The 16,554-nt window shown below is 65.8% G+C and carries 14 protein-coding genes and 1 tRNA gene; 9 read left to right on the top strand and 6 right to left on the bottom strand.

The annotated features are described in order from the left end of the window. Positions 1-66: 66 nt before the first annotated feature. Entirely contained in the window at positions 67-1,254 is a 1,188-nt protein-coding gene (locus L1965_RS08205) for an IS256 family transposase (RefSeq protein ID WP_235756137.1), read from the bottom strand. A gap of 343 nt (positions 1,255-1,597) precedes the next feature. Then, positions 1,598-1,682, bottom strand: a tRNA-Leu gene (locus tag L1965_RS08200). 131 nt (positions 1,683-1,813) lie between these two features. Here L1965_RS08200 and L1965_RS08195 point away from each other — a divergent pair. Further along, positions 1,814-3,841 (top strand): catalase, encoded by a 2,028-nt coding sequence (locus L1965_RS08195; RefSeq protein ID WP_235755927.1) that lies wholly within the window; start codon positions 1,814-1,816, stop codon positions 3,839-3,841. Between the two features lie 75 nt (positions 3,842-3,916). Here the strand turns inward: L1965_RS08195 and rocF are convergent, their stop codons facing one another. Together rocF and metG are read right to left on the bottom strand one after the other, a co-directional pair. Further along, the gene (gene rocF, locus L1965_RS08190) at positions 3,917-4,840 is read right to left on the bottom strand and encodes an arginase (RefSeq protein WP_235755926.1); all 924 of its coding nucleotides are present in this window, start codon (positions 4,838-4,840) and stop codon (positions 3,917-3,919) included. A 60-nt stretch (positions 4,841-4,900) separates the two neighbouring features. Then, positions 4,901-6,619: a methionine--tRNA ligase gene (metG, locus tag L1965_RS08185; protein WP_235755925.1), complete on the bottom strand. Its 1,719-nt coding sequence runs from the start codon at positions 6,617-6,619 to the stop codon at positions 4,901-4,903. A 285-nt stretch (positions 6,620-6,904) separates the two neighbouring features. On the opposite strand from metG, the gene nudC reads away from it, so the two are divergent. Further along, positions 6,905-7,870, top strand: a complete 966-nt coding sequence (gene nudC / locus L1965_RS08180; RefSeq protein ID WP_235755924.1) for an NAD(+) diphosphatase — start codon at positions 6,905-6,907, stop codon at positions 7,868-7,870. A gap of 180 nt (positions 7,871-8,050) precedes the next feature. Here nudC and L1965_RS08175 read toward each other — a convergent pair whose 3' ends face one another. After that, positions 8,051-8,653, bottom strand: coding sequence for a GcrA family cell cycle regulator (locus tag L1965_RS08175; protein ID WP_235755923.1), 603 nt, complete (start codon positions 8,651-8,653; stop codon positions 8,051-8,053). A gap of 118 nt (positions 8,654-8,771) precedes the next feature. Between L1965_RS08175 and L1965_RS08170 the strand changes: the two genes are divergently transcribed. The 6 genes from L1965_RS08170 to L1965_RS08145 all read left to right on the top strand — a co-directional run bounded on the left by L1965_RS08170 (position 8,772) and on the right by L1965_RS08145 (position 14,254). After that, the gene (locus tag L1965_RS08170; RefSeq protein ID WP_235755922.1) at positions 8,772-9,590 is read left to right on the top strand and encodes an ABC transporter permease; all 819 of its coding nucleotides are present in this window, start codon (positions 8,772-8,774) and stop codon (positions 9,588-9,590) included. Between the two features lie 156 nt (positions 9,591-9,746). After that, complete coding sequence (locus L1965_RS08165) at positions 9,747-10,919, top strand: aspartate aminotransferase family protein (protein WP_235755921.1); 1,173 nt, start codon at positions 9,747-9,749, stop codon at positions 10,917-10,919. Further along, positions 10,912-11,388 carry a GNAT family N-acetyltransferase gene (locus L1965_RS08160; protein WP_235755920.1) on the top strand — a complete coding sequence of 159 codons (477 nt, stop codon included), beginning with the start codon at positions 10,912-10,914 and terminating at the stop codon, positions 11,386-11,388. Before L1965_RS08165 ends, L1965_RS08160 begins: the two co-directional genes overlap by 8 nt. Before the next feature lie 120 nt (positions 11,389-11,508). Further along, on the top strand, positions 11,509-12,435 hold the full coding sequence (gene argF, locus L1965_RS08155; RefSeq protein ID WP_235755919.1) for an ornithine carbamoyltransferase: 927 nt from the start codon (positions 11,509-11,511) through the stop codon (positions 12,433-12,435). Positions 12,436-12,568: 133 nt separating this feature from the next. Then, entirely contained in the window at positions 12,569-12,961 is a 393-nt protein-coding gene (locus L1965_RS08150) for a hypothetical protein (protein WP_235755918.1), read from the top strand. Positions 12,962-12,964: 3 nt separating this feature from the next. Continuing rightward, on the top strand, positions 12,965-14,254 hold the full coding sequence (locus tag L1965_RS08145; protein ID WP_235755917.1) for a PqqD family protein: 1,290 nt from the start codon (positions 12,965-12,967) through the stop codon (positions 14,252-14,254). 65 nt (positions 14,255-14,319) lie between these two features. On the opposite strand, the gene L1965_RS08140 is transcribed toward L1965_RS08145, so the two are convergent. Next, the gene (locus L1965_RS08140; protein WP_235755916.1) at positions 14,320-15,915 is read right to left on the bottom strand and encodes a phosphoenolpyruvate carboxykinase; all 1,596 of its coding nucleotides are present in this window, start codon (positions 15,913-15,915) and stop codon (positions 14,320-14,322) included. Between the two features lie 208 nt (positions 15,916-16,123). Between L1965_RS08140 and L1965_RS08135 the strand changes: the two genes are divergently transcribed. Next, complete coding sequence (locus L1965_RS08135) at positions 16,124-16,537, top strand: HPr kinase/phosphorylase (protein ID WP_235755915.1); 414 nt, start codon at positions 16,124-16,126, stop codon at positions 16,535-16,537. Positions 16,538-16,554 lie beyond the last annotated feature (17 nt).

The raw sequence follows: 16,554 nt of genomic DNA, 5'->3' as shown, positions 1-16,554 counted from the left end.
GATGCATGTCGATCCGCGCCAGATCAGGGCTCTGCAGGTAGTGTCAAAGATCTTTCGCACATTTTCTCAGGCGACGGCTCCGTGTGTTGAGGTTTGCTCTGCGTAGAGCGGGTCCATGTTCATGTATTTGCGTGTCGACCATTGGCTGCCGGCGATGTGACGCAGACGCGCCGCTGCCAGGTTCAAGCAGCTCTGCCCGTCCGGGAATGCGCCTACGACGCGGGTGCGGCGGCGGATTTCCTTCATGATGCGCTCCAGTGGATTGTTGGTCCTGATCTTCAGCCAATGGCTGTCGGGGAAGCTGTAGTAGCTCAGCGTCTCGTCGATATGCGTCTCGATCAGCTCGGCCGCCTTCCCCAGCTTCTGGCGGCGCAGGTCCTCGACGACGGTGGCGGCCTTCTCCTGCGCCGCTTGGCGGCTTTCCTGGGCGTGGATCGCCTTCAGCATGTGGCTGATCTCGCGCACCTTTGTCGAGGGCACATGGCTGAACACATTGCGGTAGAAATGCACCATGCAGCGCTGCCAGCGCGCGTCCGGCAGATAGTCCGCAATACTCTCGACGAGGCCGCGGCAGGCGTCCGAGATGATCAACTGCACGCCGCTGAGGCCGCGATCGACCAGGTGGCGCAGAAAGACCGACCAGCCAGACTTGTGCTCCTTGGCGCCTTCACAGATGCCCAATATCTCGCGATATCCTTCGGAATTGACGGCGCTCGCCACCAGCAGCGAGACATTGCGCACCTCGCCTGCCCATGTCCGCTTCATGACGATCCCGTCGAGATAGAGATACGGGTGCTCGCCCTCGATCGGTCGGTTCCGCCATTCCTCGATCTTGGCGTAGATCTTCTTGTTGAGGTTCGACACCGTGCCCGGGCTCACGCGGGTGCCCCACAGCGCCTCGGTGATATCCTCGACACGCCGCACCGACACGCCCGCCAGATACATCTCTATCAGCGCCTCCTCGACCGAGCTTTCCCGGCGCCGGTAGCGCTCGATGATCGCGGTTTCAAAGGTCTGGCGCCGCAGCTTCGGCACCTTCAGCTTCACCTCGCCGGCCTTGGCGTGCAGCGCACGTTCATAGCTGCCCGCGCGCGTGTCCTTGCGGCCTTCGTTGCGCTCATAGCGCCCTGCGCCACACAGCTGATCGGCTTCGGCGTCAAGCATCGCATTCAGTGCCTCTTCGACCGTCCCGCGCACCATCTCGCCAAGGTGATCCCGGATCCGGCCCTCATCGATCTGGATCACCTGACCCATCGCACCGTCCTTCTTCTCGTCAGCCATCCTTTCGCTCCTTCCGTCACTGTGGAAGGAGCCGTCAAATCTGAAAGTGCGAAAGATTCTTTACGTCATCGCTCTGCATGGCGGACCACCGCGCTCTTCGGATCTGGGGCAGGGTTTCGCCGATTTCAGCGTCGATCCGGGATCGGCTCGGACAGCAACGCGTATCCGTTGCCGCCGTCTTGAATTTCGACCGGCGGGCGTTCAGTCGCACCGCTGCTGCGGGGACGGCCGGTTCTGTCGGACGAGGGCTTCCGGCAGCTCGTCGTCGAAGGCCGTTGCGACGACCCCGAAATGGCAGATATCGGTTGCGGACGCATGGTGCGGGCGGCGGGAGTCGAACCCGCACGGGCCAGGCCCTAGCGATTTTAAGTCGCTTGTGTCTACCGTTCCACCACGCCCGCGCCGCCGCGCCGCCGAAGCCGCGCATTGTCGGATGTGGCTAGCCAAGCAGTTTTGATTAATCAAGCGGAACCTCGGTGTTGGACCGGGTGTTGACTGCCGCAAGACAGATTCATCCTGACAGGAGGACGCCATGACCGGTGGCACTACCGACAAGCGCGGCGAGGCAGGCGAACGGCACCAGCGTGGCGGCGAGACCCTGACCACGAACCAGGGGATCCCGGTTTCCGACAACCAGAACAGCCTGAAGGCCGGCAAGCGCGGGCCGACACTGCTTGAAGACTTCGTGCTGCGCGAGAAGATTTTTCATTTCGATCACGAGCGGATTCCGGAACGGATCGTCCACGCGCGCGGCTCGGGTGCGCACGGGTATTTCGAGTGCACCGACCCCATCCCGGAATTGTCGCGGGCAGGCCTGCTGTCCAGGAAGGGCAGGGTCCCGGTCTTTGCCCGGTTCTCGACCGTCGCCGGTGGGGCGGGTAGCGTCGATACGCCCCGTGACGTCCGCGGCTTTGCGGTGAAGTTCTATACCGACGAAGGCAACTGGGATCTGGTCGGCAACAATATCCCGGTTTTCTTCATCCAGGATGCGATCAAGTTTCCGGACCTGATCCACGCGGTCAAGATGGAGGCCGATCGCGGCTACCCTCAGGCCGCCAGCGCCCATGACACATTCTGGGATTTCGTCTCTCTCATGCCGGAATCGCTGCACATGATCATGTGGGCGATGTCGGACCGTGCAATTCCGCGCAGTCTCCGGATGATCGAGGGGTTCGGCATCCATACCTTCCGTCTGGTCAACGCCGAGGGCCGGTCGACCTTCGCCAAGTTCCACTGGAAGCCCAGGCTGGGCTTGCAGAGCCAGGTCTGGAACGAAGCCGTCAAGACCGCCGGTGCTGATCCCGATTTCCACCGCCGCGACCTTTTCGAGGCGATCGACAGGGGCGATTTTCCGGAATGGGAGCTGGGGATCCAGACTTTCGACGCAGAATGGGCCGAACGCCAGCCTTACGACGTGCTGGACTCGACCAAGCTGATCCCCGAGGAAGAAATCCCGGTGCGGATCGTCGGGCGGATGGTCCTGGACCGCAATCCGGACAATTTCTTTGCCGAAACCGAGCAGGTGGCATTCTGTCCCGCAAACATCGTTCCGGGAATCGACTTCACCGACGACCCGCTGCTGCAGGGTCGGCTGTTTTCCTATCTCGACACGCAGAAATCACGGCTTGGGACGGCGAATTTCCATCAGTTGCCGATCAACGCGCCGAAATGCCCCATGCACAACTTCCAGCGTGACGGCCAGATGCAGATGGCCGTGCCGAAGGGCCGCGCCAACTACGAGCCGAATTCGCTGGACGAGGCCGGGGAAGAGGCCGGACCGCGAGCGGTGGACAGCGGGTTTTCCACCGCCAGATCGATGACCGACCTGGGCAACGAGCCGGATGAGAAACTGCGGCTCCGGCCAGAGCTGTTCGGCGATCATTACAGCCAGGCGCGGCTGTTCTATCTCAGCCAGACCGGCGCCGAACAGGGACATATGGCCGACGCGCTGGTGTTCGAACTGTCGAAGGTGTCGCTTGACCATGTGCGTCAGCGCATCCTGTCGCATCTGCGGGTCATCGACGAAGACCTCGCCGCCGAGGTTGCAGAGGGGCTGGCCGAGCCGCTGCCGAATGCTGCGACGCCCCAGCGCGAGCCGGTGGACATGACGCCCTCTGATGCGCTTTCGATCGTCAAGAAGGCCAGGCACACGCTGCAGGGCCGCAAGGTCGGCATCCTGATCGGGCAGGGCGGTGACATGGACAAGGCCGAGGCGATCCGGTCGGCCGTCGAGGCCGAAGGCGGGACGGTCGTGATGATCGCGAAGGAACGCGGCCACGCCGACGAACAGCTGGCCGGTACGCCCTCGGTCCTTCTGGACGCGATCGCGCTGGTGCTGGGCGCCGAGGATGCGCAGGCGCTGTCGACCTACAAGCCGGCGATCGATTTCGTCTCGGACGCCCATGCACATCTGAAGGCGATCGGCGCCGACGACGCCGCCATGCCATTGCTGCAGGCGGCCGGGGTCCAGTCCGATGATGGCGTGACCGGACTGGAACCGGACGCGTTCCTCAGGGCCGCCGCGCAGCGCTTCTACAAACGCGAAGCGCGCTTGTGGTGACGCAGGGCCGGGGGCATAGCCCCCGGTCCCACGCGATATCGGGATCAAAGCAAAGGGGCGGGCCGATGCGTCCGTTCAGCCATAGCTGCGCGTCGGGCGGTCGAACACCTTGCGGCCCATCAGGCTGCCGACAAGATCGACCATCAGCTTCGCGGTGCGGCCGCGCTCATCGAGGAACGGGTTCAGTTCGACCAGATCCAGCGAGGTGACCAGGCCCGATTCGTGCAGCAACTCCATGACCAGATGGGCCTCGCGGAACGTGGTGCCGCCGGGAACGGTCGTGCCGACGGCTGGCGCGATCGAGGGATCGAGAAAATCGACATCGAGGCTGACATGCAGAAGGCCGCCAGCGTCGCGCACGCGATCCAGGAACTGTCGCAGCGGTGCGACGATCCCCTGTTCGTCCAGCACGCGCATGTCGTTCACGGTGATGTCGGCGTCCTGCATGGCGGCATGTTCGGCGGGGTCGACGCTGCGGATCCCGAACATGCAGATGTTTTCCCCCCGGATCGGATCGGGGAACGGCGGCATCGGTTCGAAACCCGGCATTCCGCGGGCATAGGCCATCGGGGTGCCGTGAAGATTGCCGGACGTGGTCGATTCGATGGTATGGAAATCGCTGTGGGCATCCAGCCAGATCACGAATTGAGGGCGTCCGAGGCGGGCCGCATGGGTCGCGACGCCCGCGACCGTACCCAACGCCAGCGAATGATCGCCGCCCATGATGATGGGCATGCCGTCGGCAAGCGCGGCCGCGGTGGCGGCGCTGAGGGCGCGCGTCCACGCGATGGTTTCAGGCAGGTGATGGACCGCGGGGTTGGCGCAGGTTTCGACGCCGATCGGGCCGGGGGTGACGTCGCCGCGATCCTCGGTGCTGTGGCCGAGTGCATTGAGCGTGGCGGCAAGCCCGGCGGTGCGATAGGCCGCCGGGCCCATAAGGCAGCCGGGGCGGCGCTGCCCCTCGTCGACGGGCGCGCCAATCAGGATGCAATGGGTCATCCGGGTCTCCTGTAGGATCGGGGCCCGCCAGGTCGGCGGGGCTGGGAAGTCAACCTTGCGTCAGTCCCTTGCGCCCTGGAACCGCTGTTCCCATTCGGCGCGCTGATCGTCGGTGATCTTGGCGAACAGCACCTCGGGAACAGTGAACTCATGCCCGGGCGTGAGGGCCGCAAGCGCGCCGGCCATGTCGTCCGGCCAGTCGCGATCCTCGGTTCGCATCGCCGTCAGCATCGCGTCGGCAGCGAACGGAATGAACGGCGCGGAAAGGACGGCGTAGAGCCGGATCAGGTTCAGCGCCAGACGGACCTGCATGGCGGCCTTTTCCGGATCGGTCTTGAAGCTGGACCAGGGCGCGGCGGTCTGCAGATATTCGTTGCCAAGCACCCAGATCGCGCGCAGTTCCGAGGCCGATTTGCGAACCTCGATGCGCGACATCCCGCCTTCGTATGCGCGCAATCGGGTCGTCAGCGAGGCGATGAGCTGCCGCTCTTCGTCGCCGTATTCGCCGCCCGCGGGAACGGCTTCGCCGAACTTGCTGCGGCAGAACTTGGTGATGCGGCTGACGAAATTGCCCAGCACATCGGCCAGATCCTTGTTCACCGATTGCTGGAAATTCTCCCAGGTGAATTCGCTGTCTCCGGATTCCGGGGCGTGGGACAGAAGCCACCAGCGCCAGTAATCGGCGGGCAGGATGTCCAGCGCGTGATCCATGAACACCCCGCGACCCTGCGAGGTGCTGAACTGGCCGCCGTCATAGGTCAGGTAGTTGAAGGATTTGATGTAGTCGACCATCTTCCACGGTTCGCCCGAGCCGATCATCGTGGCAGGGAAGCCAAGCGTATGGAAAGGCACGTTATCCTTGCCCATGAACTGGGTGTAGGTGACGTCGTCCGCGCCTTCATCGGTGCGCCACCAGCGGCGCCAGTCTGCGTCGCTGCGGCCGGTTTCGTCGGCCCATTCGGCGGTTGCGCCGATATATTCGATGGGCGCGTCGAACCAGACATAGAAGACCTTGCCTTCCATCCCCGGCCAGTCCTGATCGCCGCGCCGGACCGGGATGCCCCAGCTGAGGTCGCGGGTGATGCCGCGATCCTGCAAGCCGTCGCCGTCGTTCAGCCATTTCCTGGCGATCGAGGTGGTCAGGATCGGCCAGTCGGTCTTGCTGTCGATCCAGGCGGCGATCTCGCCCTTCAGCGCGGACTGGCGCAGATAGAGATGCTTGGTCTCGCGCACTTCAAGATTGGTGCTGCCCGAGATGGCGCTGCGGGGGGCGATCAGGTCGGTCGGGTCAAGCTGCTTGGTGCAGTTCTCGCATTGGTCGCCGCGGGCCTTGTCGTAGCCGCAATTGGGGCAGGTGCCCTCGATGTAGCGGTCCGGCAGAAAGCGGCCATCGTCGATGGAATAGACCTGTTTTTCAGAAACTTCGCGGATATAGCCATTGTCGGCAAGGCGGCCCGCGAGATGCTGGGTCAAGGCCCGGTTGCGGTCGCTGGAGGACCGGCCGTAATGGTCGAAGCTGAGGCCGAAGCCGCGCGCCAGGTCGGTCTGGACCTTGTGCATGCGGGCGCAGTATTCGGCCACCGGCTCGCCGGTCTTGGCGGCCGCCAGTTCGGCTGGCGTGCCGTGTTCGTCCGTGGCGCAGATGAACATCACCTCATGGCCGCGCGCGCGCAGGTAGCGCGCGTAAAGATCGGCTGGCAGCTGCGACCCCACAAGGTTTCCCAGATGCTTGATGCCGTTGATATAGGGCAGGGCAGAGGTGATGAGGTGGCGGGCCATGCGCGTTGTGTCCTTGGTGATCGGCGCCGTGTGTAGCCGCGTTGCACAGCGAATGAAAGTCCGGCGGGCGTTGCAGCGGCCCGGGGCGCAACAGCCTGGCTGGCCGGTCCCGGGACGCCTGCATTTGCTGGCCACAGCCGCGCACCGACGATGCACCGGCGAGCCACCGCATATGCACCGGCTGTACACCGCTTGCGCACGCTGCCCGTTGCGCGCCCGGCCGGGGCGGAGGGGGGGCGATTGCGCGTCTTGCCTTGGGCGTCGCGGCGTTCCAGCCTGCGGTCCATGATTCCCGAGACCGACGTCACCTTCGCTGGCAGCTTTCTGGACCGCGCCGACCGGCTGCGCGCCGATGCCGAGGGCATGGCGCAACGGCTGGCCGACCCGGTCAGCCGGGTGCTGCCCTTCTGGCGCGGCAAGCCGCTGTTCGACCTGACCGAAGATGGGCCTCGGCTGGCCTGGCTGTCGGCGGTCGACCCCTTGATCCTTGCCTGCCCCGAGCCGCTGCTGTTCATGGGGCTGGACGAGGCGGGCACGGCGCATTTCGCGGCCGATCTGTCCCATCTGGCCCCGCCCGACCAGGCCCCTGCCGCTTTCATCGACCACCAGACGCTGGACCTGTCCGAGACGCGCAAATTCATCGATCTGCGGGCCATCATGGCCGATATCGACCATCGCGACGCCGGCATCGCGGCGGCGGCCAAGGGCATCTTCGAATGGCGCCTGACGCACGGATTCTGCGCCATGTGCGGCGGCCGGAATGCGGTCAGCCACGCGGGCTGGCGCTTTGAGTGCCGGGCCTGCGGACGCCTGCATTTCCCGCGCACCGACCCGGTCGTCATCATGCTGGTTCTGGATGGCGACCGGGTGCTGCTTGGGCGGCAATCCGGCTGGCCCGAACGCATGTATTCGCTGCTGGCCGGTTTCATGGAGCCCGGCGAAACCATCGAAGAGGCGGTTCGCCGCGAGGTGTCCGAAGAGGCCGGGATCATGGTGGGCGAGGTACGCTATGTCACTTCGCAGCCCTGGCCATTTCCGGCGTCGCTGATGATCGGTTGCACCGGCCGGGCCGAAACGACCGCGATCACGCGTGATCCGCACGAGCTGGAGGACGCGATCTGGGTCGGCAAGGCCGAGATCGCCGAGGCGCTGGCGGGGCGGCACGACCGCATCGCGCCGGCCCGCAAGGGCGCTGTGGCGCAGGTGATCCTGCGGGCCTGGGTCGATGGGGTGATCCCGTCCGCTGACTGAGGCTGTGCGGGTCCGGCTGCGGGCGCGAGCCGGCGCTTCGGCCACGCGCTTTCGCCAAGGGCCCCGGCGAAGAGGGCCGGGTATCGGGTCGAAGCGGATGCGGTGACGCGCGCACGGAACCGGGACACACGACAAAAGGCCGCCACGCGGGCGGCCCCTCAATCCGTGTGCGTCGGGCGATCAGCGACGGCGGTCGCGGCGCGAGCTCATGGGCTGGAAGGCGACGCCGACATGGGCTTCGCAATAGGGCTTCCCGGCCTGGCTGGGCAGGCCGCAGAACCAGAATTTTTCGGTCGCGGGATCGCCGATGGGCCATTTGCAGGTGCGTTCGGTCAGTTCCATCAGGGTCAGCTTGCGGGCCTTCTTTTCGATCTCGCGGACCGAGGCCAGGGCTTCGGGGCTGATCTCGTTGGCCGAAGGCTGGGGCGGTAGCGGCTGGCCTGCCGGGACGATCGGGCGTCGCAGGGCGGGGGTGAAGGCCGGCTGGGTCGCAGGTTCCTCGGCCGCGGCCTCGGGCTTTTCCGCGACCGGCTCGGCGGCGGGTTCGGGATTGGCGGCGGGCTTGCTGGCGGGTTTCTTTTCGGCCACGGGTTCGGCCGCGACAGCGGCGGCAACCGGCGCGGCCTCGGGCTCTTCGTTGCGGTTCGACAGACCCAGGCGATGGACCTTGCCGATCACCGCGTTTCGGGTCACACCGCCCAACTCCTTGGCGATCGCGCTGGCCGACTGGCCCTCGCCCCACATGCGCTTCAGCGTCTCGACGCGTTCATCCGTCCAGGACATGGTTGCCTTTCCGGGCGGGTCCGACCTGCCGCCCCATCTTGAAACCTGCGATTGCTCCCGTCACAAACGGGATGCCGAGATCTAGACCTCGGGGCGCAGGAATTCAAGGACCGCCAGCATGAACCGCATCACGATCAAGGATCGCCCGGCGATGGGCGTTCGCCGTTTCGGCCGAGTCAACTGGCTGGGGCTGGCCACGCTTGCGCGGCGTGAGGTGATGCGCTTCATGGCGGTCTGGCAGCAGACGATCTTTGCGCCGCTGATGACGGCGGCCCTGTTCGTGCTGGTCTTCGCGCTGGCGCTGGGGCAGGGACGCGGGCTGATCATGGGGATTCCCTATCTGCAATTCCTGGGGCCCGGCATCCTGATGATGACGGTGATCCAGAATTCCTTCGCCAACACCTCGTCCTCGATCACCGCCGCCAAGGTTCAGGGCAACATCGTCGATACGCTGATGCCGCCGCTGTCGGCGGCCGAACTGCTGGCGGGCTATCTCGCCGGGTCGGTCGCGCGGGCCGGGCTGGTGGCGGCGGTGATCGGCACCGGCATGGTCATCGTCACCGGCGCGGGCATCGCCCACCCGTTCTGGGCGGCGACATTCGTGCTGCTGGCGGCGCTGCTGCTGGGCGGGCTGGGAATTCTGGCCGGGATCATGGCGCAGAAATTCGACCAGATGGCGGCGATCACGAATTTCGTCATCACGCCGCTTTCGTTCCTGTCCGGCACATTCTATTCCGTCCAGTCCCTGCCCGAGCCGTTCCGCAGCCTGTCGCACTGGAACCCGATCTTCTATCTGATCGACGGGGCGCGCTATGGCGTGACCGGGGTCAGCGACGCTCCGCCGCTGCGCGGACTCCTGATCTGCGTCGCGGTGGTGGTGGCGATCCTGGCCCTGGGCTGGCGCTGGCTGAATTCGGGGTATCGGATGAAACCCTGATTGCACGGGCGGCGAATCGGCGCTAATGGCTTTGCCATGATCGCATGGACCGTACCCAGCACCCGTCCCCGACGTTGACGCCCCGCCCTGCGGGGTTACAGTCGCCGTCCGATCCTGCCTGCCCTCAATCCTGTCATGCCATCCGGGGAATCCGCCATGATTTCGCACGTTTTGCCAACCTATAATCGCGCGCCCATCGCCTTTGAACGCGGCGAGGGTGCCTGGGCCATCGCCACGGACGGCAGCCGCTATCTGGATCTTGGATCGGGGATCGCGGTCAACGTGCTGGGGCACGCCAACCCCGATCTGGTCGCGGCGCTGACCGAGCAGGCCGGCAGGATCTGGCATGTCTCGAACCTGTACCAGATCCCTCAGCAGGAAAAACTGGCCGATCTTCTGGTCGAAAGGACGTTCGCGGATACCGTCTTCTTCACCAATTCCGGCACCGAGGCGGCCGAGCTGGCGATCAAGATGGTCCGCAAATACTGGGATCACGCCGGCGATCCGGACCGCATCGAGATCCTGACCTTCGAGGGCGCGTTTCACGGCCGCTCGACCGGTGCGATCGCGGCGGCGGGGTCGGAAAAGATGGTCAAGGGGTTCGGCCCGCTGATGCCCGGTTTCCGGCAATTGCCGTGGGGCGACATGGGCGCGCTGAAGGAGGCGATCACCAGGGCCACCGCAGCGGTCATGCTGGAGCCGGTGCAGGGCGAGGGGGGGATCCGCCCCATCGCCGATGAAGACCTGCGCCAGATCCGGGCGCTGTGCGACCAGACCGGCGCTTTGCTGGTGCTGGACGAGGTGCAGTGCGGGATGGGCCGCACGGGCCGGCTGTTCGCGCATGAATATGCGGGGATCGCGCCCGACATCATGATGGTCGCCAAGGGCATCGGCGGCGGCTTCCCGCTGGGCGCGGTCCTGGCGACCGAGGAGGCTGCGGCCGGGATGATCGCCGGGACGCATGGCTCGACCTATGGCGGCAATCCGCTGGCCTGCGCTGTCGGTGCCCGGGTCATGGAGATCGTCGCGGATGACGCGTTTCTGGCCGAGGTGAACCGCAAATCCGCGCTGTTCCGCCAGAAGCTTGAGGGTCTGGTCGCAAGCCATCCCGAAATCTTCGAGGGCGTGCGCGGCCAGGGGCTGATGCTGGGCTTGAAATGCAGGGCCGCGCCCGCCGATCTGGTCAAGGAAGGCTATGCGCAGCATATCCTGACCGTGCCGGCAGCCGACAACACGCTGCGCCTTCTGCCACCGCTCAACATCAGCGACGAAGACATCGCCGAGGCCGTCGCAAGGCTGGACCGTGCCGCCGCAAGCCTCGATGCCTGACTACCGGTTCAGACCGGTCACGCAGGCCGATCTGCCGATGCTGTCCGAATGGCTGCGCGATCCGCAGATCGCCCGCTGGTGGCCGGGGCCTGACCGTCAGATCGCGTTGCTGCGCGAGGATCTGGGACACGAGGTGATCCGGCAGGTGATCGCGCTGCAGAACGACACGCCGCTTGGCTATGCACAAACCTATCCGGCCTTTCACTGGCCCGCGCCACAATTCGCGGGCCTGCCGCAGGACAGCATCGCCATCGACGTTTTCGGTTCGCCGCAGGGCCGGGGCAAGGGCGGCGCGTGGCTGCGCGTGCTTGGCGATCTGCTGCTGCGCGACGCCTCGATGCTGGTCATTGATCCGGCGCCCGAAAACCTGCGCGCCATCCGCGCCTATGAAAAGGCGGGCTTTTCGGGCGACCTGACCCGCACCGATTCGGCAGGCCAGACCGTCCGCGTCATGACGCGCCGACGATAGCCCATCGTCCGTGTCGAACTATCCCGGGGGAGTCGCGCGGAACGCGCGGCGGGAACAGCGCCCCCTTGACCCGCCCGCCACAAGCGGGCTTGCTGCAAGAAATCGCCGAAAGACATCAAGATGAAGCATTTCCTGGACATCCACGACACCGCCAAGGACGATCTGAGATCGATCATCGACCAGGCGCAGGCCATGAAGACCGCGCGAAACAACCGTCCCAAGGGCACACCGGATGACGATCAGCCGCTGGCTGGCCGGATGGTCGCGCTGATCTTCGAGAAACCCTCGACCCGCACCCGCGTCAGCTTTGATGTCGGTGTGCGCCAGATGGGCGGCCAGACCATGGTGCTGTCGGGGTCGGAAATGCAGCTTGGCCATGGCGAGACGATCGCGGATACCGCCCGTGTCCTGTCGCGCTATGTGGACCTGATCATGATCCGCACCTTCGAGGAGGCCACGCTGCAAGAGATGGCCGAATACGCCGATGTGCCGGTGATCAACGGGCTGACCAACCGCACCCATCCGTGCCAGATCATGGCCGATGTGATGACATTCGAGGAACATCGCGGCCCGATCGGCGGCCGCAAGGTGGTCTGGGTGGGCGACGGCAACAATGTCTGCGCCAGCGTGATCCATGCGGCAGGTCAGTTCGGTTTCGATTTCACCTTCACCGGCCCGCCGCCGCTGGATCCGGAACGCGAGGCGCTGGACTTCGCGCGGGCGCAGGGCGTGAACGTCCTCATCGAGCGCGATCCGGCGAAGGCCGTCGAGGGGGCGGACCTGGTCTTTGCCGACACCTGGGTCAGCATGCACGATCCGCAATCGGCCAAGGAACGCCGCCACAACCAGCTGCGCGGCTATCAGGTCAACGAGGCGCTGATGGCGCGCGCCAAGCCGGATTCGCTGTTCATGCACTGTCTGCCGGCCCATCGCGAGGATGAGGTGACCAGTGCCGTGATGGACGGTCTGCATTCGGTCATCTGGGACGAAGCCGAGAACCGGCTGCACGCCCAGAAGGCCATCATGCGATACTGTCTGGGTCTCTGAGCACGGTCCATTCCGGCGAACGGTGCCGGTTCCGCGAACCCTGCAGAGGCTGTGCGGAATAAAACCCCTTGTGCTACGTTTTCCTTGAGGTCCGATCGGCACGATCGGTCTGCAACAGCACGAGGAGGATGAGATGTCCGACGAAACCGACAAGAATCTGTCTCGCCGTGGCCTGCTGGCCAAGCTTGGCCTTGCCGCCGGGGTGGCTTATGTCGCCCCCGCGCTTGTGGGTCTGGATTCCGCACGCGCCAGCAGCGGCAGCGGTCAGGGTGGCGGCAGCGGTCAGGGTGGCGGCAGCGGCCGTGGTGGCGGCAGCGGCCGTGGTGACGGCAGCGGCCGTGGTGACGGCAGCGGTCGTGGCGGCAGCGGTCGCAGTGGCAGCGGTCGTGGCCGTGGTCGTGGCCGTGGTCGCGACCGGTCCGGCCAGCGCCGCAGCAGCCGGTCCGACCGCGCCGGCAATCGGCAGCAGCGCCCTTCGCGGACCAGCGATGGCCGGCGGAATTTCGCCCGCCCGTCGCGGCGCTAGCCCATGCGGATGCATGCTGACAAGCCGGAGGCGCGCGCAGTGCGCGCCTCCGATCCACCGCGGGACGGCACGGGCGCGGCACGCCTGACCGACCTGCATTTTCCGGGGGCCGATCTGACGATCCGGCTGGTGGATGCCGATCGGTTACGCTGCGGGCTGAGTTCGGTGGTCAAAGGCTGGCGACCCGAAATCCGGCCGACGCCTGCCTCGGGCGCGCACGCGAAACGGCTGAGCCGCGTGGCTGTCCGGCGCGACGGCTTCACGGCCGCGTCGCCCTTTTACGAGGATGAATTGTCGGGGCTGGGCCTGGCGGAAGCCTGCTGCGCCGTCCTCTCGGATCTGACGGAATCGTGGATTGATGCCAATCCCGGCAGCTTCGCACTGCATTGCGGCGCGTTCCGTTTCCAGGGCGGCCTGGTGATGCTGACCGGCCCGAGACGTGCCGGAAAAAGCACGCTGATCGCGCGCCTGGGCGCCGAGGTCGACGCCACGATCTTCTGCGACGATGTGCTGCCGCTGACCCCTTCGGGCCTGGCGGTCGGGCTGGGCATCGCGCCGCGCATCCGTCTGCCGATGCCCAGACGCAGCCATCCCGACTTCCTCCGTCATGTCCGCAAGACGCCGGGGGCGCGCGACCGCTGCTATGCCTATCTGCGGTCGGACAATCTGGCGCCGCACGGCACCATGGCGGAGCCCTCCACCCTGATCGTTCTGGACCGACGCGCGAATGGCGCGGCGCGGTTGCACCGGATGGCGCAGGATCAGGCGCTGCACCATCTGCTGGCGCAGAACATGGCGCATCTGGGTGATGCCGAAGCCGCCTTCGCCGGGGCAAGGTGCCTGCTGGGCCGGCTGACGGTCCTGCGGATGGTGTATTCCGACCTTGAGGAAGCCGTCGCCCTGCTGCGCCGCAATTTCGCGACCGATGCGCCGGACGAATGTGAGCCGGAGCCCGGTCCGGAACTGCACGTCCCGCTGACCCCGCCGCCACCCGAGCGCCCGGCGCGGCCTTTCGACCCCGACCGGGTCTGGAAACAGCGCCCGAACGTCATGCTGCGACAGGTCGAGGGCAGCGCCTTTCTCTGGACGCGCGGCGGCAAGACGGTCTGGCATCTCAATCCGGTCGGGCATGTCATCTGGTCCGCGCTGGAGATCCCGGGCGACGTGACCGAACTGGCCGAGCTTCTGGCCGACCTGTATCCGGACGTGCCGCGGGCCACGCTGTTGTCCGACACATGGTGCCTTCTCGCGGAACTGGCCGAGGCGGGGTTCGTGGTCGCCGCGGACGGCTGAGATGTCGCGGCTTGTGCAAACGGCCGCGCGATGGGCGCGGCCGTGAATTGCTGATGGCGGCGGGTTCAGCCGATGGCGACCGCGCGCACCTCGTCGTCGATGCCTTCCAGATACTGCGCGAAATTCTCGCTGAACATCTGAACCAGCTTTGCGGCCTGGCGATCATAGGACGCCCGATCGTCCCAGGTCCGGCGAGGGTCCAGCAGCACGTCCGATATGCCCGGGACCGACACTGGAACTTCGAAGCCGAAATTCGGATCCCGGCGGAATTCGACGTCGTTCAGGCTGCCATCCAGCGCCGCCGCCAGCAGAGCGCGGGTGGCCTTGATCGGCATCCGCGAGCCGGTGCCGAACGCGCCGCCGGTCCAGCCCGTGTTGACCAGCCAGCAGGATGCGCCGTGCTGGGCGATCTTTTCGGCCAGCAGCTTGCCATAGACTTCGGGGCGGCGCGGCATGAAGGGCGCGCCGAAACAGGTCGAGAAGGTCGGGATCGGCTCGACCACGCCGACCTCGGTCCCCGGGGTTTTCGCGGTGAATCCGGACAGGAAGTGATACATCGCCTGCGCGGGCGTCAGCCGCGCGATGGGCGGCAGCACGCCGAACGCATCGCAGGTCAGCATGATCACGTTCCTGGGATGCCCGCCGAGGCTGGTTTCCGACGCGTTCGAGATTGCGTCCAGCGGATAGGCGCAGCGCATGTTGTCGGTGATCGAGTTGTCCTCGAAATCCAGTTCCAGCGTGTCCTTGTCGTAGACCATGTTCTCGATCACGGTCCCGAAGCGCGACGTGGTCGAGAAGATCTCGGGTTCAGCCTTGGCCGAGAGGTTGAGAGTCTTGGCGTAGCAGCCGCCCTCGAAGTTGAAGATGCCCTCGTCGGACCAGCCATGCTCGTCGTCGCCGATCAGCACCCGGGACGCGCAGGCGGAAAGCGTGGTCTTGCCGGTGCCGGAAAGGCCGAAGAAGATCGCGCTGTCGTCGGGGTCCCCGGGCGCGTGGTTTGCGCTGCAATGCATCGGCATGATGCCCTTGGCCGGCAGCAGATAGTTGAGCAGCGTGAAGACCGACTTCTTGTTCTCGCCGGCGTAGGCGGTGTTGGCGATCAGGATCAGCTTCTTCTCGAAATTCAGCGCGATCACGGTCTCGCTGCGGCAGCCGTGGCGTTGCGGGTCGGCCTTGAAGCCGGGGCAGTTGATGATCGTGAATTCCGGAGAGAAACCAACCAGTTCGGCTGGCTCGGGGCGACGCAGCAGGTGGCGGATGAAGAGGCCGTGCCAGGCCAGTTCGGTCACGACACGGACGTCCAGCCGTTCCCTGGGATCGGCGCCGCCGTAAAGATCCTGGACGAAATAGTCGCGGCCCTTCATGTGGCCAAGCATGTCGGCATGCAGGCGGTCGAACGCCTCGGGCGGCATCGGAGCGTTGTTTTCCCACCAGATGCTGTCCTCGACATCCGGGGTCCGGACGACGAACTTGTCCTTGGGCGACCGGCCGGTATGGTCGCCGGTCGTGGCAAGAAAGGTGCCGCCCAGACCCAGGACGCCTTCGCCGCGGGCAATGGCTTCGGTCATCAGCGCGGGCTCCAGCAGGTTGTAGTAAACCCGGCCGAGTCCCTCGATTCCCTGATCCTCCAGTCGGCAGTTCGGGTTCACGCGCGTGCTCATCTTCGTAACGCTCCTGACTACAAGTTCGCCTGCGACAATTCCGTGACACAGTATGCGCGGGCTATAGCACGGCCGGGAGTTGAAAAAAGCCGAGCGCGCTAACGGTTAACGCAAACACCAAATGTTATCGCCAACAATCCGAATCTGGCGGGCATGTGAGCCAGCGGTTAACCATTTTGCCGGATCATCGGGACAGGAGGCGATTCGCATGACCCAGATTCACGCGTCCACGATTGCGCTTGCGGGGCGGGGCCTGCTGATCCTGGGGCCGGCCGGCGCGGGAAAGTCGAGCCTGGCCTTGCAGATGATTGCGGTGGGCGCGGAGCTGGTGGCGGATGACCGAACCGACCTGCGGCGCGAGGGTGACGGGGTCGTCGGGTCCTGCCCGGAGCCGCTGCGCGGCCGGATCGAGGCGCGCGGGGTGGGAATATTGCGCTGTGCCGCGCACGGACCGGTGCGGCTGGCGGCCGTGGTCGATCTGGGCCGGTCAGAGGACGCGCGGCTGCCACAGTCGCGAAGCTATGATTTGCTGGGGCTCGCCTTGCCACTTGTTCTGGGGCCGTATCGACCGCATCTTTATGCTGCGTTGCGGCAGCTGTTGCTGACGGAACGCGTCGCATGACCGATGGCGCACCGCCG

It is taken from the genome of Paracoccus salsus, assembly GCF_021556615.1.
Classification (GTDB): domain Bacteria; phylum Pseudomonadota; class Alphaproteobacteria; order Rhodobacterales; family Rhodobacteraceae; genus Paracoccus; species Paracoccus salsus.
Note: the sequence above shows the minus strand (reverse complement) of the source record. Positions and strands in the feature narration are given on the sequence as shown.